Annotated in this window: 17 protein-coding genes; 14 read left to right on the top strand and 3 right to left on the bottom strand. The window is 39.0% G+C overall.

The genetic code is table 11. The features are described from left to right. Window positions 1-6 precede the first annotated feature (6 nt). The 3 genes from QWY93_RS12160 to QWY93_RS12150 are packed head-to-tail and all read left to right on the top strand — an operon-like array spanning window position 7 to window position 2605. Entirely contained in the window at window positions 7-285 is a 279-nt protein-coding gene (locus QWY93_RS12160; RefSeq protein ID WP_290248529.1) for a hypothetical protein, read from the top strand. After that, window positions 282-1046 carry an MBL fold metallo-hydrolase gene (locus tag QWY93_RS12155; protein WP_290248528.1) on the top strand — a complete coding sequence of 255 codons (765 nt, stop codon included), beginning with the start codon at window positions 282-284 and terminating at the stop codon, window positions 1044-1046. Before QWY93_RS12160 ends, QWY93_RS12155 begins: the two co-directional genes overlap by 4 nt. Then, entirely contained in the window at window positions 1046-2605 is a 1560-nt protein-coding gene (locus tag QWY93_RS12150) for an NFACT RNA binding domain-containing protein (protein WP_290248527.1), read from the top strand. The genes QWY93_RS12155 and QWY93_RS12150 overlap by 1 nt, the downstream gene beginning before the upstream one ends. 90 nt (window positions 2606-2695) lie before the next feature. Here the strand turns inward: QWY93_RS12150 and pyk are convergent, their stop codons facing one another. After that, on the bottom strand, window positions 2696-4126 hold the full coding sequence (gene pyk / locus QWY93_RS12145; protein WP_290248526.1) for a pyruvate kinase: 1431 nt from the start codon (window positions 4124-4126) through the stop codon (window positions 2696-2698). A 12-nt stretch (window positions 4127-4138) separates the two neighbouring features. Continuing rightward, complete coding sequence (locus QWY93_RS12140) at window positions 4139-4567, bottom strand: IPExxxVDY family protein (RefSeq protein WP_290248525.1); 429 nt, start codon at window positions 4565-4567, stop codon at window positions 4139-4141. Window positions 4568-4719: 152 nt separating this feature from the next. Between QWY93_RS12140 and QWY93_RS12135 the strand changes: the two genes are divergently transcribed. The 5 genes from QWY93_RS12135 to QWY93_RS12115 all read left to right on the top strand — a co-directional run bounded on the left by QWY93_RS12135 (window position 4720) and on the right by QWY93_RS12115 (window position 10103). Further along, on the top strand, window positions 4720-4956 hold the full coding sequence (locus QWY93_RS12135; protein ID WP_010855324.1) for an acyl carrier protein: 237 nt from the start codon (window positions 4720-4722) through the stop codon (window positions 4954-4956). Between the two features lie 22 nt (window positions 4957-4978). Beyond that, on the top strand, window positions 4979-6232 hold the full coding sequence (fabF, locus tag QWY93_RS12130; protein WP_290248524.1) for a beta-ketoacyl-ACP synthase II: 1254 nt from the start codon (window positions 4979-4981) through the stop codon (window positions 6230-6232). Window positions 6233-6235: 3 nt separating this feature from the next. Further along, window positions 6236-6979, top strand: a complete 744-nt coding sequence (gene rnc, locus QWY93_RS12125) for a ribonuclease III (RefSeq protein ID WP_290248523.1) — start codon at window positions 6236-6238, stop codon at window positions 6977-6979. Window positions 6980-7103: 124 nt separating this feature from the next. Next, window positions 7104-8960: an NAD(+) synthase gene (gene nadE, locus QWY93_RS12120; protein ID WP_290248522.1), complete on the top strand. Its 1857-nt coding sequence runs from the start codon at window positions 7104-7106 to the stop codon at window positions 8958-8960. Window positions 8961-8990: 30 nt separating this feature from the next. Beyond that, the gene (locus QWY93_RS12115; protein WP_290248520.1) at window positions 8991-10103 is read left to right on the top strand and encodes a prolipoprotein diacylglyceryl transferase; all 1113 of its coding nucleotides are present in this window, start codon (window positions 8991-8993) and stop codon (window positions 10101-10103) included. On the opposite strand, the gene yidD is transcribed toward QWY93_RS12115, so the two are convergent. Continuing rightward, window positions 10085-10306: a membrane protein insertion efficiency factor YidD gene (yidD, locus tag QWY93_RS12110; RefSeq protein WP_290248519.1), complete on the bottom strand. Its 222-nt coding sequence runs from the start codon at window positions 10304-10306 to the stop codon at window positions 10085-10087. The genes QWY93_RS12115 and yidD overlap by 19 nt on opposite strands. 65 nt (window positions 10307-10371) lie before the next feature. On the opposite strand from yidD, the gene QWY93_RS12105 reads away from it, so the two are divergent. From QWY93_RS12105 to QWY93_RS12080, 6 genes are all read left to right on the top strand, one after another. Then, the gene (locus tag QWY93_RS12105; RefSeq protein WP_379945389.1) at window positions 10372-11826 is read left to right on the top strand and encodes a BamA/TamA family outer membrane protein; all 1455 of its coding nucleotides are present in this window, start codon (window positions 10372-10374) and stop codon (window positions 11824-11826) included. 233 nt (window positions 11827-12059) lie between these two features. Beyond that, complete coding sequence (locus tag QWY93_RS12100) at window positions 12060-12887, top strand: PorV/PorQ family protein (RefSeq protein WP_290248518.1); 828 nt, start codon at window positions 12060-12062, stop codon at window positions 12885-12887. Continuing rightward, window positions 12884-14989 (top strand): ComEA family DNA-binding protein, encoded by a 2106-nt coding sequence (locus QWY93_RS12095; RefSeq protein ID WP_290248517.1) that lies wholly within the window; start codon window positions 12884-12886, stop codon window positions 14987-14989. Before QWY93_RS12100 ends, QWY93_RS12095 begins: the two co-directional genes overlap by 4 nt. Before the next feature lie 136 nt (window positions 14990-15125). Next, window positions 15126-17189 (top strand): S9 family peptidase, encoded by a 2064-nt coding sequence (locus QWY93_RS12090; protein WP_290248515.1) that lies wholly within the window; start codon window positions 15126-15128, stop codon window positions 17187-17189. A gap of 589 nt (window positions 17190-17778) precedes the next feature. Beyond that, window positions 17779-18537, top strand: coding sequence for a 4'-phosphopantetheinyl transferase family protein (locus tag QWY93_RS12085; RefSeq protein WP_290248514.1), 759 nt, complete (start codon window positions 17779-17781; stop codon window positions 18535-18537). Window positions 18538-18722: 185 nt separating this feature from the next. Next, window positions 18723-19769: an alpha/beta hydrolase gene (locus QWY93_RS12080; protein WP_290248513.1), complete on the top strand. Its 1047-nt coding sequence runs from the start codon at window positions 18723-18725 to the stop codon at window positions 19767-19769. Window positions 19770-19771: the final 2 nt, after the last annotated feature.

Below are 19771 nucleotides of genomic sequence, written 5' to 3'. Positions count from 1 at the left end.
CCTGCAATGGCCGTAAAATACACCAAAAATTACCTGGACAAGATAGAAAGCTTATTTGCAGAATCTGATTATATGTTGAGGTATGAAAAGGGTAATTTTAAGTCAGGGTATTGTATTCTAAAAGACACCAAAGTCGTTATTATAAATAAATATTACACCCTGGAAGGAAAAATCAACACCCTCATTGATATCCTCAAAGAGTTAAATTTCAACCCAAAGGAGTTTAGCAATAAAAAAAATCAGGATTTCTATACCGAACTCCAACAAACCGAATTGAAGCTTTGAAAATCACCTTTTTAGGAACAGGAACTTCCCAAGGAGTTCCCGTTATTGGCTGTAATTGTGAAGTATGTTCTTCCCTGGACTACCGGGACAAACGTTTAAGAAGCTCCATCCTTATAGAAATTGATGGCAAACATTTTGTGATCGACACTGGCCCTGACTTCAGGCAGCAAATGCTCCGTGAAAACGTAGAGCGCCTGGATGCTGTCATTTATACCCATGAGCATAAAGACCATACTGCCGGACTGGATGACATCCGGCCATTTAATTTTATGCAAATGAAAGATATGCCCGTCTATGGGACACGCCCTGTCCTCAACCAGATAGAAAAGGAATTCTCTTACATTTTTGCAGCAAAAAAATACCCAGGAGTCCCCAGGGTAATTACCCATGAAATAAAAAACAAGCCTTTTGAGGTCCATGGGGTAAACTTCCAACCCATCGAAGTCTTACATTATAAACTACCGGTCTTTGGTTACCGCATCCAGGATTTCACCTATATCACAGATGCCAAATCGATTTCCTCCGAAGAATTAAATAAAATAAAAGGCAGCAAAATATTGGTACTAAACACCCTTCAAATCAAAGAACATTTATCCCATTTGACATTGGAGGAAGCACTGGAAATCGTCCACCTGATCAAACCGGAAAAAGCCTATTTCACCCATATAAGCCATAAATTGGGCACCCACCATGACATCGAGCAACTTTTGCCTGATCAAGTGTACCTAGCCTATGATGGCTTAAAGATTACCCTGGATTAATGCATTTAAATTATCATTTCTTCAAATTCCTTTGCCCTGCCCTCCAACGGGAGCTGGTTGGATTTCAACTATTGGAATGTTTTTCCCAAAATAAAGATGAACTAATCATGGGTTTTGCCAGGGAGGGAAAAAGCCAGTATATCAGGGCCAACTTATCCCCTTCCAATCCCTGCATTAGTTTTCCGGAGGAATATGCCCGAAGTAAAAAGAACAGTGTGGATTTATTTCCCGAAGCAAAGGGAGAAGTAGTCCAGTCCTTTGAAGTTTTGCCTTTTGAAAGAGCATTTACACTGCAATTTGAATCTGGTGCATTATTCCTTTTCAAACTCCATGGAAACAGAAGTAATATACTGTTGTTTCCTCAAAAAGAGGCCTTTCCTTCCGGCCTTTTCAGAGGAGAGCTCCAAGATGATCATTCATTGACCCTTTCTTCCCTTTTTAAGGATTTGTCTATTACAAAAGAAAGATTTGTGGAGTTGGAAGGGAATGCCTCGAAGTTTTTGCCTACCCTAGGAAAAATCCCCAGAACATGGTTAAAGGACAAAGGGTATATAGCGGCTGACCTGGAAAACAAATGGACTTTGATGCAAGAAATGTTGGATATGCTCAGCAGTCCTCTTTTCTCTATTTGCCGGGAAAAGGGTCAGTATTACCTCAGCCTATTACCGGAAGAAAATCCCATTTTCACAACAGAGAATCCCATCGAAGCCTGCAATGAATACTTTAAATTTGCGATTGTCCATCATGCTTTTGACCAGGAAAAGCACCAAATTCAAAAGCAATTGGAGGAACAAAAAAAGAAAACCCATGCTTACTTAAAAAAAACGACCCAAAAGCTTTTATCTCTTCAAAAGGGTAAACCGCTAAACCAAATAGCGGATATCATTATGGCCAATCTCCATCAAATTCCAAAAAGAGCGGAAAAGGTCACCCTATTTGATTTTTATGAAAACAAAGAAATTGTCATCAAACTTAAAGATGGGGTTTCTCCTCAAAAACAGGCGGAAAATCTTTACCGAAAATCCAAAAACAGGAAAATTGAAGAACAACAACTTCTAAATAACATTTCCGAAAAGGAAACCCATTTCCTGGAGCTGGAAGAATTATTAGAGGAATTGAATGAGATAAAAGATTTTAAAACATTAAGGCAATTTGCCAAGACAAATGGTCTAGGTCCCAAACACAAAGAAAAAGAGGAACGGATTCCATTCAAAAGGTTTGAATTTGATGGATTTGAAATCCTGGTGGGGAAATCTGCCAAAGCCAATGATGAAATGCTCCGGTATTACAGCTGGAAGGATGATTTATGGCTTCATGCCAAGGATGTTTCCGGTTCCCATGTAATTATCAAGTATAAATCTGGATTAACTTTCCCCAAAACAACAATTGAAAGAGCAGCAGAAATGGCTGCTTATTATTCTAAAAACAAAAATGAAACTTTGGCGCCTGTTATTTATACCCCTTGTAAATATGTAAGGAAAGTTAAGGGATCTCCTGCCGGGGCAGTGATGGTAGATAAAGAAAAGGTAGTAATGGTTCCTCCAAAAGGGCCAGAATAAAAAATCCTGTATTTGCTTATAGTATATAGTACCGGTATACCCCGGAAACCATATACCATAAGCGAACAGGTATTTATAATACTTACGGCTTTAGTCCACAACGTGGATTTTAAGCATATTGGTTTTTCCTTTAGCTTTTAGCGGCATACTTGCCGTATTAATGATAATATCGCCTTCATTTACATGTCCCTCATCTTTCAGCTGATTCTGAATATCCTGGAAGGTCCCATCAGTCGAAGTTTGCTTATCATAGAAATATGCCCTTACTCCCCATACCAAACTCAATTGGGTAATCAAAGTTTTGTTACGGGTAAAAATAAAGGTTTCTGCTAATGGCCTGTGAGAGGCAATACGGAAGGCGGTAAAACCTGAAACGGTTATCCCTACTATAGCTTTTGCTTTAACGTTTCTTGAAAGCCTGGAAGCCATCAATAATAGATTATTGCTCAAGAATGCGTTGTCATCTTCAGGGATCTTATAAAGGTTGTGATAGATGTCCGCATTTTTCTCAATATGATCAATCACGCTGTTCATGGCTTTTACAGCATGCACAGGGAATTTACCGGAAGCAGTTTCGGCAGATAGCATTACTGCATCCGCACCGTCTAACACGGCATTGGCCACATCATTGGTTTCAGCTCTGGTAGGCCTTGGATTTTGGATCATGCTTTCCATCATTTGGGTAGCGATAATCACAGGTTTACAAGCCAATTTACATTTTTCAACGATAGTCTTTTGCCACAAAGGAACTTTTTCCATTGGCACTTCCACCCCAAGGTCACCTCTTGCTACCATCAATGCATCAGTTGCTTCGATGATTGCATCAATATTTTCAAGGGCTTCAGGTTTTTCAATTTTGGCAACAATTTTACAACCCTTTCCCTTTTCATCTATTCTTCTTCTTAGCTCCAAGATATCTTCGGCAGACCTGACAAAGGACAAAGCAATCCAATCCACTTCATTTTCAAGACCAAAGGCCAAGTCTTCTTTGTCCTTTTCAGTCAAAGAAGGAGCACTTACTTTCGTATTGGGAAGATTGATTCCTTTTCGGGATTTAAGAATTCCACCATGGATTACCGTACATTTCACGCTATTGTTGTCTGTACTGATAACAACAAGCTCCAGATTACCATCATCAATCAAAATCTTATCCCCTTCATTTACATCCTGAGGAAGGCTTTGGTAGACTGTACTAATAAGTTCTGAAGTGCCCACGACAGGATCAGTGGTAATGGTAATTGGCTCACCATCTTTAATTTCGACTCCATTATTTTCCACTTCACCCACACGGATTTTTGGTCCCTGAAGGTCTTGAAGGATCCCAACATTTAAGGTGTTGTCTTTGTTGATCTTTCGGATCAAGCGGATTACTTCAGCATGTCCCTCATGGTTTCCATGGGAAAAGTTTAATCGGAATACATCTGCTCCAGCATACACCAAGTCAGTAAGTGTTTTTTCATTGTTGCAAGCTGGGCCGACAGTAGCCAAAATCTTTGTTTTATTAAAGATAGGTACTTTCATGTTTAGATTTAATTAATAGGTTAATAGGTTTTCTTTCGATTTTAATTTTGATATATCAAGTTTGACCACATTTTGGACAAATTTATTTTTGGAAAGTTGTTCCATATATAAATTCAGATTCAGTTCTTGAGTATAGTCCTGTAATAGGAGGAAATAGTCCATGATTTTCAATTCCGGCACAAGATACAGCGTTTGTCCCGAATCTGAAAAGGAACGGTTCTTTAAAAGTTGAATAAAACCATGTTCTTTTTCCAAAATAAACTGGGAAATGACCAAATCGGGTTGATTAATAAACTCCAATTCAAAATCCTCACACTTGATAAGCCTAATCCCCAATAAATTATTAACCACCCAGGCCATCTTGTAATCCCTTAATGGGGCTACAAGACCTAAAAGATCAAAATCATACTGATGTTCTACCTGGAGTTTTGTTTTCCTCATGAAGGAAGGCGATTTAAAAAAGCAAAATTAAAAATATTCTCTCAACTTCAATGATTCACGGGAATATCTTAAATTTAGTTGAGGTTTTTTTTTGACATTAAGATTTTAAATACATTTCTTTGCGGAGTGTTTAAACTTAAACTGATCACAAAATGTCTGAAATTGCACAAAAAGTAAAAGCCATTATCGTTGATAAGTTAGGCGTTGAAGAATCTGAAGTTACTCCTGAAGCTAGCTTCACAAATGATCTTGGCGCAGATTCCCTTGATACGGTAGAGCTCATCATGGAATTTGAAAAGGAATTCAACATTTCTATTCCAGACGACCAAGCCGAACAAATCGGAACTGTAGGTCAGGCTGTGAGCTACCTGGAAGCTAACGTAAAATAATCTAACCACTCAAAATTCATTTATGAATTTAAAAAGAGTTGTAGTAACTGGTTTGGGTGCCCTTACACCAATAGGCAACACCGCTCAGGAGTACTGGGAAGGGCTGTCTAATGGTGTAAGCGGTGCTGCTCCAATTACTAAATTCGATGCATCCTTATTTAAGACGCAATTTGCCTGCGAGGTAAAAAACCTCAATATAGAGCAATTTATCGATAGAAAAGAAGCCCGGAAAATGGATCCTTTCACGCAATATGCGATGATAGTATCCGATGAAGCCATCAAAGATTCCGGATTGGATTTGGACAAAATCGACCTTACCAAAGCTGGTGTCATTTGGGGCTCAGGCATTGGGGGACTGAAAACTTTTCAGGATGAAGTGACTAGTTTTTCTACTGGAGATGGTACCCCTCGTTTCAGCCCATTCTTTATCCCTAAAATGATTGCTGATATCAGCGCCGGGTTTATTTCCATAAAATATGGTTTTCAGGGTCCTAACTTTGTAACTGTTTCTGCTTGTGCCTCAGGCACCAATGCTCTAATTGATGCATTTAATTACATCAGGATGGGCAAAGCCAACATCTTTATTTCCGGTGGATCTGAAGCTGCGGTTACAGAAGCTGGTGTAGGCGGGTTTAATGCCTTGAAAGCACTTTCCCAGCGGAATGATTCCCCAGAGACTGCTTCCAGGCCTTTTGACAAAGACAGGGATGGATTTGTCCTTGGTGAAGGAGCCGGTGCCATCATTCTTGAAGAATATGAGCATGCCAAAGCCCGTGGAGCCAAAATTTATGCTGAAATGGTAGGTTGCGGTATGACTGCAGATGCTCACCATATAACCGCCCCCCATCCTGAGGGAGAAGGTGCCGGTAATGTGATGAAATTTGCTCTAGAGGATGCCGGACTTAGTCCCGAGGAGGTCGATTATATCAACGTCCATGGTACCTCCACCCCACTCGGGGATGTCAGTGAGGTAAAAGCCATCCAAAGGATTTTTGGAGATCATGCTTATAAATTGAATGTAAGTAGTACCAAATCAATGACCGGACACCTATTGGGTGCTGCCGGAGCCATTGAAGCCATTGCATCTATTTTATCTATTAAAAATGATACGGTACCTCCTACCATCAATCATTTTACAGATGATGAAGAATTTGATGCCAGGTTAAATTTGACTTTTAACAAAGCGCAAAAAAGAGATGTAAATGTAGCTTTGAGTAATACATTTGGATTTGGTGGGCACAATGCTTCTATCATTTTCAAAAAACTAACTGAGTAAATCTTGAAAATATTTCGTAAACTCAGATTACAAGAACTACTTTATAATAAAAAAGATAAAAGGCTTGCAACTGCCATAAAATTAATGGTGGGCCGCAAGCCTTTAAATTTATCTCTGTTCAAGCTGGCCGTCAAACACTCCTCGGCAGCAGAAGAAACCAAACATGGCATCAAAGTATCAAATGAAAGGTTGGAATACCTTGGGGATGCCGTCCTGGGTACCATTGTAGCAGAACATCTATTTATCAAATTCCCTTACCGTGACGAAGGGTTCCTAACAGAAACCCGATCCAGAATTGTTAACAGGGAATCCCTTAATCAGGTTGGTAAAAAAATCGGATTGGAAAAAATTGTTGAATCTGATCTAACAGAAAAAGGATTTTTTACTCATAAATCAATTTATGGGGATACTTTAGAAGCTTTGGTAGGCGCTGTTTACCTGGATAGAGGTTATTATTTTTGCAGGAAATTTGTCCTTTCTCGTATTATCTCGCCCCATTTTGACCTGGATAATATTATCAATACCACCATTAACTTTAAGAGTAAAATCATTGAATGGTCCCAAAAAGAAAACCGTGAGGTGGACTTTTTGCTCAAATCCATTACCGGAAGCCAAAGGTTCAAAGAATTTACTGTGGAATTAAAAATAGATCAGGAATTTTTTACAGAAGGAAAAGGCCCTACCAAAAAGAAAGCGGAACAGGAAGCAGCAAAAAATGCCTGCGAAAAACTTAAATTGGCTATTTAGTACCCTATATTTGCCTTTGATATTTAGGATTTCAACCCAATGTCCGCATTGTTGAGCCTTTTTGGGCCATTATTAGGTTCACTCTCTTCAATGCGGCAATATTTTGACGCAACAGATTTGATATATGCCCAATTTGAAAATTGGTGGAGCCACCGTCAACCAAACCCCACTGGACTGGAAGGGAAACCTCAATAATATTATTAACGCTATTGAGGAAGCCAAAAAGCAGGAAATTGAACTTCTTTGCTTCCCTGAGCTGGCCATAACCGGATATGGAAGCGAAGACTTATTTTTGAGTTATTGGTTTCCCCAAAAGGCTTTAAGACAATTGAAGGAATTATTGCCACATTGTTTAGGTATTACTGTTTGTGTGGGGCTTCCAGTCAGAATTCAAGATCAACTTTACAATTGCATGGCCATCATTGAGGATGGCGAGTTAAATGCCTTTATGGCAAAGCAGTTTCTTGCAATTGAAGGGGTTCACTATGAATGCCGTTGGTTCACAACTTGGAAAGCCAATACCCTCAGTAAATTTGATTTTTTTGGCAAGGAGGTTCCTTTTGGAGACATCGTTTTTGAAAAAAAAGGTTTCAAATATGCATTTGAAATTTGTGAGGATGCTTGGAAAGGGGATAAAAGACCTGGTTTCCGTTTAAAAGACCGAGGTGTCAACCTGATTTTCAACCCAAGTGCCAGCCATTTTGCCATGGGAAAAAGTGAGCATAGGGAAAATTTAGTAAGGGAAAGCTCCATCCATTTGAATTCCACTTATTTTTATGTAAACCTTTTGGGTAATGAATCTGGCAGGATGATATTTGACGGGGAGGTTTTGGTAGCAGAAAAAGGAAAAATCCTTCTGAAAAATGACCTCCTTTCTTTTCAATCTTACCTTATTTTTTCCTACAACCTTGGGGAAAATGTTGAAAAATTGGCTGAAGTTTCTACAGAGCATGACAAAAAAGTAGAGTTTACTCAAGCAGTTTCCCTTGCCTTATTTGATTACCTGAGAAAAAGCAGGAGCCACGGGTTTGTGCTTTCATTAAGTGGTGGAGCAGACTCTTCCTCCTTAGCTGTTTTGGTGGCAGAGATGGTAAGAAGAGGTATAATTGAATTAGGAGTAGATACATTTCTGGAAAAAATCAATTTAAATTTTTCACCTAAAACTGATAATCCAGAAAAGGAAATCACTGGAAAACTATTGACTACTGCTTATCAAGGCTCCGATAATAGTTCAAAAGAGACCTTTGAAAGTGCCAGGATGCTGGCTGAAAGCGTAGGGGCCGTTTTTTATGACTGGAAAATTTCTGAAGAGGTTGCCTCCTATACCCAAAAGATAGAAAAAGCCATCGGCAGGGATTTGACCTGGGAAACTGATGATGTAACCCTCCAAAATATCCAGGCTAGGGCAAGATCGCCCATCATCTGGATGTTGGCCAACCTCAATAATGCACTCCTTCTGACTACCTCAAACCGTAGTGAGGGGGATGTAGGCTATGCCACCATGGATGGAGACACTAGTGGGAGTATCTCTCCTATCGCCGCAGTGGATAAGTTCTTTATCCTCCAATGGCTCCAATGGGCTGAAAAAAAATTAGGTTATGAAGGGCTTCGGGGGGTAAATTCTTTACAACCTACTGCTGAATTAAGACCTTTAGAACACCATCAAACGGATGAACATGACCTTATGCCCTATTCGGTGATAGTGGAAATAGAAAGGCTCGCCATTAGGGACAGGAGGTCTCCCATGGATATTTTTAAGATTCTTTCGGAAGAATTGTCCATTTCCCCCGTTCAATTAAAAGGTTATATCCGAAAATTCCACCAACTTTGGTCCAGAAACCAATGGAAGAGGGAACGACTTGCCCCTTCTTTTCATTTGGATGAATTTAATGTGGACCCCAAAACCTGGTACCGCTTTCCAATATTGTCTGGAGGTTTTGCCGAGGAATTGGAAGAATTAGATCAATTAGATGTTTCATAAAATTTCCCTCATAGAAATCAACAAAAAGCAATGATCCAAAGCATTTTAGATTACGTGGTCTGGAGCCCTGATCCAGCAGTTTTTCCGGGCTTTGATAGAATCAGATGGTATAGTTTATTGTTTGCCCTTGGCTTTATCATTTCCCAACAAATTGTCATCCATATTTTTAAACAGGAAGGCCATGACGAAAAATTAGTAGACCGTTTGACCATTTACATGGTTCTGGCCACTATTATTGGTGCCAGACTCGGCCATGTTCTTTTTTATGAACCTGCCAAATACCTAAGTGATCCAATAGAAATTTTAAAGGTATGGGAAGGTGGATTGGCTAGCCATGGGGCTGCAATAGCCATTTTGGTTGCTCTCTGGCTTTATGTAAAAAAAACGCCCACTCAAAGGTACCTCTGGGTGGTAGACAGGATTGTCATTGTGGTAGCTATGACAGGTGCCTTGATCCGCTTTGGCAACTTAATGAATTCTGAAATTGGCGGAAAACCTACAGGTTCGGACAATGGTTTTGTCTATGCCCGTCAAACTGAAGAAATCCTTATGACCCTCAATGCTCCTGTTGAAGAAGTATTTGCCTATAAACCGGAAAGCAGGGCCAATGAATTAAAGGGAAATGGAAAAGTGCCTGTGGACATTGATATTGTCATCAATAAAGGAAGATATGAAGAGTCCAATTTGAGAAGCACCCTAGAATCCGATGTAAAATATGTATTGACCCAATTTGGGAGTTCCAAAAAATACCTGGCTGAAGATCCTTCCACACCATTGGATTATGAGCTAAAAGACCAGGGTGACGCTTATTTGGCAACTATCCACACTTATGGAATAGCCAAACATCCCACCCAAATATATGAGTCGCTTTCCTACCTTGTCATTTTCATTATCCTTTATGGGATATGGAACAAATACAAAGCAAATGTTCCAGACGGATTCCTTTTAGGATTGTTTTTGATTGCCGTATTTGGCATGCGTTTTATTTGGGAATTTTTCAAGGAAAACCAAGTGGACTTTGAGGAAAATCTGGCCCTCAACATGGGGCAAAGTTTAAGCATCCCTTTAGTTATTGGTGGAATATTTTTAGTTATCCGGGCATTAAAAGTGGGCTCAAGCAATGTTCAGGGGACTGGGTCATGACCATGGCCACCCCAGGGGTGACAGCGCGCAATTCGCTTGATCCCCAACCATCCCCCTTTAAAAACACCATGTTTGAGGATGGCGGTTTTCATATATTCGCTACATGTTGGACTGAACCGACAAGCCCCGGGAAATAAAGGGGAAATCAGGTATTGATAAACCAGTACTGGAAAAATGGCGATCTTTCTAAGAATTGTATTCAATTTTTACGTATTTGATTTCCTAATGTAAAAACAAACTCCAAAGTTCCCTTAACCCAACAACTATTTTGATAAAGGCGGTTCAAAATATTTTATATTTCATCCCCATTGCCTTTATTGTGCTATTTGGGCAAACCGCCATTGCCCAGGTAAATGACACTATTCCTGAAGACAGCGATTATGTCATTCCAGAAAGGGTAACAGTCAATAATATTTTCATCATTGGGAATGAAAAAACCCAGAAGAATATCATCCTAAGGGAAATGGACATTGTTACAGATACCACCTATCCCTGGGATGAATTCATCAACCTCCTTTTAGCCGACCAAAAAAAAATCTACAACCTTCAACTTTTCACCTCAGTGGAAGTGACTCCACTGTTTGTGGGTGAAGAGGAAATAGAACTATTGATTTCAGTTAAAGAGAGATGGTATGTTATTCCCAGCATCATTTTGGATTTGGCTGACCGGAACTTTTCAGAATGGTGGATCAATCAGGGAAGAGACCTCTCCAGAGTAGTTTATGGCCTCAGACTCAGCCATAATAATGTAGGAGGAAGAAATGAAAAATTAAAAATCCTCGGCCAGTTAGGCTTTACTCAGGCCTTTGACCTTGTGTATAGCATCCCATATATAGACAAAGAACAACTTCATGGCCTGGCAGTACGGTTTACCTACAATACCAATAAAACTATTGCCGTTAAATCAGCCTTTAACAAACAGGTTTTTTACAAAAATGAGAATGAAGATATCCTCCGAAAAAGCCTCAACACCAGTTTGCAATACACTTACAGGGGTAGTTTTTATAATTTTCATTATTTGACATTTGGCTATAGTAATACCTCCATCCATGAAGAGGTACTTGAGCAAAACCCCAATTACTTCCTCCACGACGGCACCCGACTGAAATTCTTTTATGCTGGATACAATTACCGGCATGACCGCAGGGACAATGTTGCCTATGCTACCGATGGTGAGTTATTAAGTATGGGAATTAATAGATACGGTTTAATTAGTTCTGATAATGTCAATGAAACTGAAATATCCTTTATGGCCAATAAATATTTTAGGTTGAGTGACAAGTTCCATTTTGTTTCAGGATTGACAGGATCTACTTACCTGGGCCCCACACAGCCATACACCCTGATACGTGGGGTTGGCTATAGCCCTAATTTTATACGGGGGTTTGAAGTTAATGTAATAGAGGGCCAACAAACCGTGGTTCATAAAAATAGCTTCAGGTACAAATTCCTTGATGTGGAATTGGATATTTCAAAGCTGATGCCCATTGAAGAATTTTCCACCTTTCCTATTCGCGCATACCTCAGTACCAATTTTGACCAAGGATACGTCAATGACAGGAATAATATTCCTGAAAATGCCGCCCTTACCAATTCATACCTCTATGGTTATGGCTTAGGCATCGATTTGATCACCTTCTATGACCAGGTTTTCCGCTTTGAATATTCTATCAATAGCCAAGGCATTGGAAATTTCTTTATTAATATAGGAGCCCCACTATAGGGCCTTAGTTCATTTATTTTTTTAATAGAAAAAAACAACACAACTTATCACACTCATACCCAACACTTTGAATTTCACACAATAAAAAAAGGAATAAAAACAATTACCCCTTTATAAATTATTAATTTTTCACCACCATTAGATTACTTTTTAAATCATAATTATTTTATTTTTCATTAATCAAGTATTAAATTATACATAAGTATCATTTTTTACTTTATTTTTTTTCAAAAATGGAAAAAACTACTTTTGTTTTTTTAGTGTTTTTCATGGCCCTCCCTTTTATTGTCTATGGTCAGGCCAATAGGGAAGCATTTGCACATGGAGCAAGGAGCAGTGGCTTAGCTAATTCCCACGTCACCCTTGAAGATGGGTGGAGCATTTTCAATAATGTAGGGGCAATGGGAAGGGTAAAAAACACCCAACTATTTTGTGCTTATGACCACCGGTTGGGCCTTCGGGAATTGACTACACTTTCTGCTGGAGGAATTTTTACCAACAATTTAGGAAATATAGGATTTAGTATTTCCCACTTTGGCGGAAGCCTATTTAATCAGCAAAATATTGGCCTGGGGTACAGCAATACTTTTGGATTGGTGAGTTTGGGCTTAAAGGTAAATTATCTGCAGACCAACCTGGAGGGTTATGGAAGAAGTGGGCAGCCTTTTATAGAATGGGGCGGTGTTGCCCAATTAATGCCGACTTTAATGATTGGGGCTCATGTATTCAATCCAACGCGGGCAAAAATCAACAACAAATCTGAGGACAGGTTACCCACATTAATTCAAATCGGCCTTTCCTACAGGCCAAGCCCTTCCCTTATGGTCAACCTGGAAACTCAAAAGGACATATTGCTTCCTCCTCAAGTTAAGGCAGGTCTGGAGTACAATTTTTCCGGGAAATTTTGGGCAAGGTGCGGCATCCAACCCCAACCTTCCCAGTTGTTTTTTGGGATTGGATTTAAGCCAAAATCCTTTTATCTAAATTATGCTACAAGCAATCATCATAAGCTGGGCTTTACTCATCATTTTTCCGTCAACTTTTTGTTGGACAAAAATTGAAAAAGAAATCCTACATATTGTTTTTTTTATTTTTCCTGACTCACTTCCAGACCCTTGGACAAACATTAAATGCTGATTTTGACATTGAAGCTTTTATGGAGGAAATGTTTTCTTTCCAGGAGGGTGAAAATGAAGAAATGGCGCAACAATATGAAAACTTGATGCAATTTTACTTTACCCCACTTGACCTTAATAAAGCAACTGCAGATGAACTGCAATCACTTTATAGTCTTTCCCCTTTTCAAATCCAACAATTATTGGAATATCGGAATAATTTTGGACCGATAATTTCCATTTACGAACTTCAGGCCATTCCAAAATTCGACAAGGCAACCATTCAAAATATATTACCCTTTGTCTCCATTTCCTCTAACAAAAAAATTCATCCAAAACCCTTAGTGAATAGGATTTTGGAAGAAAAAAATGCTTATATCATGTTTAGAGCAAGAAGGTACCTGGAAACCAGAAAGGGTTATACCCCACCAGACACCCTTGGAAATGGGCGACTTACCCAAAGATACCTTGGTGACCCCAACAATTATTATTTACGCTTTAGAAGCCAACATATAAATGATTTTAGTTTTGGTTTTACCCTGGACAAAGATTCAGGGGAACAATTTATTTGGGATACTTCCTCCAAAAGATATGGCTTCAATTTTTTGAGTTACCATTTTTCACTTTATCCAGATAAACATTGGAAAATCCTAACTGTCGGAGATTATAAAGCTCAATTTGGACAAGGATTAGTATTTGGAGCCGGTTTTTCTGTTGGCAAAGGATCTGAAACTATTACCACCACAAGGAGAAGTTCCAGTGGAATCCGCCCTTATACCTCTGCCACTGAATTTGGATATTTCAGGGGTGCAGCTGCCACCTATCAATTTGACCAATTTGAGGGTTCTATTTTACTTTCTCACACTCCTCGCAGCGCCAGCATATTAGTCCCTGACAGCCTTTCAAAATCACTTTCCAGTTATATCACCTCCCTTTCCCAAAGTGGCTACCACAGGACTTCCACAGAAATCAACAAAAAATCCAAAGCTTGGGAAAACAACCTGGGAGCAAATTTCAATTACCATTCTATTAACAAAAACTTTCAATTGGGGATAAACACCCTTTGGACCCGCTTTAGTCAGCCCTATAAAAGGAAAGAAAGGGTTTATAATAAATTTGAATTCAGGGGCAAGATCAATCATATCCATAGCGCCTACTTTTCTTATAATTACCAAAACCACTTTTTCTTTGGAGAAGCAGCCATCTCAAAAAGTAAAGGTAAGGGAATGGTATTGGGCTGGATGAGCAGCTTGAGCCCTGAAATGGACTTTTCATTGCTTTTGAGGAGATTTGACAGGCATTTTCATACTTTTTATGGAAGTAGTTTTGGAGAAAACTCCAGGGCCATCAATGAACGGGGGATATACCTTGGCCTGAATTATTCCATTACCAAGGACTTGAAATGGAGCGGTTATTTTGATTTTTTCCGTTTCCCTTGGCTGAAATTCAGGACCTATGCCCCCTCTGATGGACATGAATGGCTGCAGCGGTTATCCTTTTCCCCAAAAAAAAGCCTTCAAATTTATTTTCAAATTAGAGAAGAACTAAAAGATAGAAACATCCCTATTGACCAGTCGGATCATCTCATTTACCAGTTAAGAGGAAGAAAGCGGAGAAATTACCTAGCCAATCTGGATTTTAAAATTTCCGATTCCTATTCCATCCGGTCCAGAGTACAGTGGAGTAACTTTGATTTTAATGATAACAAAACCTGGGGATATGCCTTAGTACAGGACATCAATGCTGACTGGGATAATTGGAGGCTAAGTACTCGTATGGCCATTTTTGATACCGATGATTATGATAATCGCCAATATGTATATGAAAAAAATGTATTATGGGCCTTTTCCATTCCTGCTTATTATGGACAGGGAATGAGGTATTATTTCCTACTTCAATACAGGCCTTCCAGAAGATGGGATTTTTGGATCCGCTGGAGTAGGACGATTTATACAGACCGGGATAAAATCAGTTCGGGGCTCCAGGAAGTACAAAGCAACCGGCTTAGCCAATTGAATCTTCAGGTACGACTTAGGTTCAATAAATAATCCCCTATTATTTTTTTAATTTCCTATAATAATTGACAGAGAAGATAAAGGGTTTGAATTCCATGAAAGTTGGGACAAGCTCATTAACTTTGCTATCCTACTTATTAGTTGAAACCACAATTGATATTGCAATAAAATGAATAAAACTACGCCTATAGCAGCTCCACGAGCTGTCCAAAAACCTAAGAAATTAACCTTCCATGGCCACACCAGGATTGACCCCTACTATTGGATGAATGACAGGGAAAACCCAGAGGTCATCGACTACCTTAACCTGGAAAATGACTATGTAAAAAACCAACTTCAACATACCGAAGCCTTCCAGGATAAACTTTTCCAAGAAATGAAAGGGCGGATTAAAGAAGATGATGAAAGTGTGCCTTATTTTAAGGACGGGTATTTTTATTATACAAAATTTATCAAAGGTGGAGAATATCCGGTTTTTTGCCGGAAAAAGGAAAATCTGGAAGTTGAGGAAGAAATTTTACTGGATGTCAATGAACTGGCTAAAGGGCATGAATATTTTCAGGTTAGTGCAATAGCCATTTCCACCAATCAAAAAATCCTTGCCTTTGCCCAGGACAATGTGGGCAGGAGAATTTATACTATTAAGTTTAAAAATCTGGAAACCGGGGAATATCTGAAGGATGAAATCCCTCAAATTACAGGCAATTTGGTTTGGGCTAATGATAATCAAACCGTTATTTATTCCAAACAGGATCCGGACACCCTTCGATCTTACCAAATTTACAAACATAAATTGGGCAGCTCTTATAAAGAGGATCAATTGGTTTACGAGGAGAAGGACCCCACCTTTATCTGCCATGTCAGTAAGGCAAAAACCAAAGCGTATATATTTATTTGCTCTGAGAGTACTGTATCTTCAGAGGTTCGGTTCATTGATGCCAATACCCCCAATGGTGCCATCCAGCTTATTCAAAAAAGGGAAAGGAATTTGGAATATGAAGTAGAACATTTTGAAGACCAATTTCTCATACTTACCAATGAAAACAAATCCACCAATTTTAAATTGGTAAAAACTTCTGTAAAAACACCATCCAAGGAACATTGGAATACCCTTATTGCTCATAAAGAAGATGTTTTACTGGAGGGTTTTGAAGTTTTTAAGGACTTTTTGGTCCTGGAGGAAAGGTATAACGGACTCACCAGAATTCAGATAAGACCCTGGGACAAATCCTCATCCCATTATGTGCAGTTTAATGAACCGACCTACTCCACTTGGACAGGGTTTAACCCGGAATTTGAAACCTCCCAGTTGCGATTGGCTTATAATTCTCTGACCACTCCTGCATCAGTTTATGATTATGATATGGTGAAAAAGGAAAAAAAGCTTTTGAAACAACAGGAGATTATTGGTGGTTATGAACCAGAACTTTATCAGGCAGAAAGAATTTGGGCTAAAGGAGAAGACGGAACCTCCATCCCCATTTCATTAGTCTACAAAAAAGACCTGTTCAAAAAGGATGGCAGCAATCCATTATTGCAATATGCATATGGATCCTATGGTTTCAGCACTGACGCCTCTTTTAGCTCAAACAGAATCAGCCTATTGGATAGAGGGTTTGTCTTTGCCATGGCCCATATTCGGGGCGGTCAAGAAATGGGAAGAACGTGGTATGAACATGGAAAAATGCTTAAAAAGCGTAATACATTTACAGATTTTATAGCATGTTCTGAACAGTTAATTTCTGAAAAATACACTTCCCCAGAGAAGTTATTTGCCATGGGAGGCAGCGCCGGAGGAATGTTGATGGGAGGCATCATCAATATGAGGCCGGAATTGTATAAGGGGGTTATTGCTGCTGTTCCCTTCGTGGATGTGGTGACTACCATGCTTGATGAAAGTATCCCCTTAACTACTGGGGAGTTCGACGAATGGGGGAACCCCAAAGAAAAAGCATATTACGAATATATGTTGTCTTACTCTCCCTACGATAATGTGGAAGCAAAAGCTTATCCTCATCTTTTGGTTACATCTGGACTGCATGACAGCCAGGTGCAATACTGGGAACCCTCTAAATGGGTGGCCAAATTAAGAGCAACCAAAACCGATCAAAACAAACTATTGCTCTATACCAATATGGACGCTGGACATGGTGGAGCTTCCGGGAGGTTCCAGACCCTAAGAGAACTTGCATTGGAATATGCCTTTATTTTGGATTTGGCTGGAATATCTTAGGATCATAACTGAATACTATAAAATTGGAGCGACATTTTGAAAGTATTAAAATGTCGCTCCCCTCAAAGGATTTATTTTCTACTTTTCACCCAACCCCAACTCACCTAAACCACTCAATTCCAATTGGTTTAACACCAAAAAGCCTCCATTTTCAGGTCCAAAAATTAATTTTCTCCAAAAGTTTTTAAATTTATTAAAATTATATTCCCGATTTCCATTCATTGAATAACCTTTTTATTTAATTCATTTTGGTTTATTCAAAATGCATTTTTTTTGATTTAAAAATTACCTATATTTAAATAAACACTTATTATAAACCTTTTTAACAGTAGCCAATGTTTCATTATTTTTTAAATAAAAAACATACTAAATTCCATGAAAAAGGTAACAACATATCATTTTTACAAATCTCAATTCAATTGGCTTACCCAATTGGTTAAGCTTTTTTTTAGCGTAATTTTTCCAATAGATAAACACCAAACCCACCTAATTATACTTAACCCCAGAAAAGAGAATGTTCTAAATAAAAATCTTTTTGAGCCCGCTAATCTTGGGAAGAGATATCCATGTGAGTTAAAACAGACTGGCCATGAATAATCTCATGTTTATCAATAAGATCCATTGTGAGCCAATGTCCATTTCAAACTGGACGAAGGAGGCCGATTATGATATCAAGGATCATGTAGATATTTGGAGGGTTTCTTTGAATCAAATAAAGGATAAACTAAGAGCCCTTAAACGTTATCTTACCCTGGAGGAAATGTTTAAATTTTCAAAATTTAAACAAGAAGGTGATCGCTTGAGGTACCTTGGCGGGAAAAGTTTTTTAAAAATTCTGCTTGCCCGCTACTTGAAATGCTCACCAATGGATATTTCTTTTAAGGAGGGCATTAACAATAAGCCTATGCTCAATGAAATTCACGGAATAAATTTCAACCTTTCCCATTCCAATGATTGGGTGGTCTTTGGACTTTGTGAGGAAGAATTGGGCGTTGATATCGAATTTATTGACAGCAACTTTGATTTCATTCCTATAATCAACAATTGGTTTTCTACCCCTGAAACCCATTATATTGAAAACGCCTATTCACCAAGACATGAATTTTTCAAGTTATGGACTAGGAAAGAAGCCTTATTAAAAGCCACCTCAGTAGGCATGACCCAAAATTTAAATGTAATTAACTGTTTGGATGGGACTCAATATGTACCCTATGAAGTGGGGGCAGGTTTTAGTGACTGGAGGATCAAAAGTTTGTTTTTTGAGGAGCTCTATTCCCTAAGTGTTACTTTCCCGGTTTTCTATAACCAAATTCGTTTATTTGAACCTCAGGTTACCTCTATCCCCTAATAATAAAATTTATAGGGTTTAACGAGGAATTCTCCCAATGAGTGGCATCCCCTTTTCTAAAACCTTATATTTATCTAATAATCAGCCACTTTTGTAACTTTCCCAATTCTACAAGGAAAGTTTCTTGAACCAATTGACACATAAGGTTCCATTTCTAATTCTTTTTCCATTAAAAAAATTCACCTATGGTCAGCCATTTTATTATTACAAATAGAGAGGTCAGTACTTTTCATGACAGAAAAAATTTCATCAAGGTCAATGATAAAGAATTTATTAGGAAGGATGGTGATGAAGAAGCCAAACACAACCTTAGGTACGGAATGGTTTCTTTTGACCCTAAAAAAGCCAAAAAATTGGAGGATTATAATATCCAGATCATTGAGGATCTTTCTGATAAAGCACTAGAAAAACTAAAATCAGAAGGAAAAGATGACGAAATAAAAAAACTTGGTTCCACTCAGGTTTTTGAATCCCTCTACAAGGAAGGAAGGAAAGCCAAAGGCCGCCAGGATATTTTGTTTTTTATTCATGGTTTTAACTCGGATCTGGAAACGGCCATGGAAACCCTAAGGGAGTTGCACGAAAAATATATCGAACCCGATCACTCTCCCATAAAACATATTGTTATTTTCACTTGGCCTTCCAAAAAGAAAATCCTCCGGTACAGAAATGATGCACAAGATGCCCTGCAATCGGGCTATGCCTTGGCAAGGTCCTATGCCGGCCTAAAAGAGTTTTTTGTAAGGAAATTTGTCAAGGATAAACAGCCCATGTGCCAACAAAAAATCCATTTGCTTTGCCACTCCATGGGCAACCGGGTATTAGAGGCTATGCTTACCGGGCTGCTGGACATTCGAGTGGAAATCAATTCCCTATTTGGGGAAATAATCCTTGTAGGTGCGGACATTGATTATAATGCCTTAGAGCAGCCCAAGCCCCTGTACCGGCTTATCGACTTCGGAGAAAGAGTCCATGTTTATTATCATAATAACGATCAGGCTTTAGGGATATCCGAACTGACCAAAAATGCTTTTAACAGGCTTGGAAGATGGGGAGCCAAAAACTCTCTTCATTTGCCTGATGACATTTACCAGTCAGATGTCTCCGATATCCAGGATGACGAAGGCCTTCTCCATGACAGGGTTCACCACTGGTATTATTACAACTCCCCTTCCGTAGTACGTGATATCACCGAAGTGATCCAGGGGCAAGATTCCGTTTTCACCCTTTGAAC

This window comes from Echinicola jeungdonensis (assembly GCF_030409905.1).
Classification (GTDB): Bacteria; Bacteroidota; Bacteroidia; order Cytophagales; family Cyclobacteriaceae; genus Echinicola; species Echinicola jeungdonensis.
Note: the sequence above shows the minus strand (reverse complement) of the source record. Positions and strands in the feature narration are given on the sequence as shown.

Excerpts from the sequence above, each read along its gene's own strand:
- QWY93_RS12160 (WP_290248529.1), top strand. The coding sequence starts at position 7 with ATGGCCGTAAAATACACCAAAAATTACCTGGACAAGATAGAAAGCTTA.
- QWY93_RS12150 (WP_290248527.1), top strand. The coding sequence starts at position 1,046 with ATGCATTTAAATTATCATTTCTTCAAATTCCTTTGCCCTGCCCTCCAA.
- pyk (WP_290248526.1), bottom strand. The coding sequence starts at position 4,126 with ATGAAAGTACCTATCTTTAATAAAACAAAGATTTTGGCTACTGTCGGC.
- QWY93_RS12140 (WP_290248525.1), bottom strand. The coding sequence starts at position 4,567 with ATGAGGAAAACAAAACTCCAGGTAGAACATCAGTATGATTTTGATCTT.
- QWY93_RS12135 (WP_010855324.1), top strand. The coding sequence starts at position 4,720 with ATGTCTGAAATTGCACAAAAAGTAAAAGCCATTATCGTTGATAAGTTA.
- fabF (WP_290248524.1), top strand. The coding sequence starts at position 4,979 with ATGAATTTAAAAAGAGTTGTAGTAACTGGTTTGGGTGCCCTTACACCA.
- nadE (WP_290248522.1), top strand. The coding sequence starts at position 7,104 with ATGCCCAATTTGAAAATTGGTGGAGCCACCGTCAACCAAACCCCACTG.
- QWY93_RS12115 (WP_290248520.1), top strand. The coding sequence starts at position 8,991 with ATGATCCAAAGCATTTTAGATTACGTGGTCTGGAGCCCTGATCCAGCA.
- QWY93_RS12100 (WP_290248518.1), top strand. The coding sequence starts at position 12,060 with ATGGAAAAAACTACTTTTGTTTTTTTAGTGTTTTTCATGGCCCTCCCT.
- QWY93_RS12090 (WP_290248515.1), top strand. The coding sequence starts at position 15,126 with ATGAATAAAACTACGCCTATAGCAGCTCCACGAGCTGTCCAAAAACCT.
- QWY93_RS12085 (WP_290248514.1), top strand. The coding sequence starts at position 17,779 with ATGAATAATCTCATGTTTATCAATAAGATCCATTGTGAGCCAATGTCC.
- QWY93_RS12080 (WP_290248513.1), top strand. The coding sequence starts at position 18,723 with ATGGTCAGCCATTTTATTATTACAAATAGAGAGGTCAGTACTTTTCAT.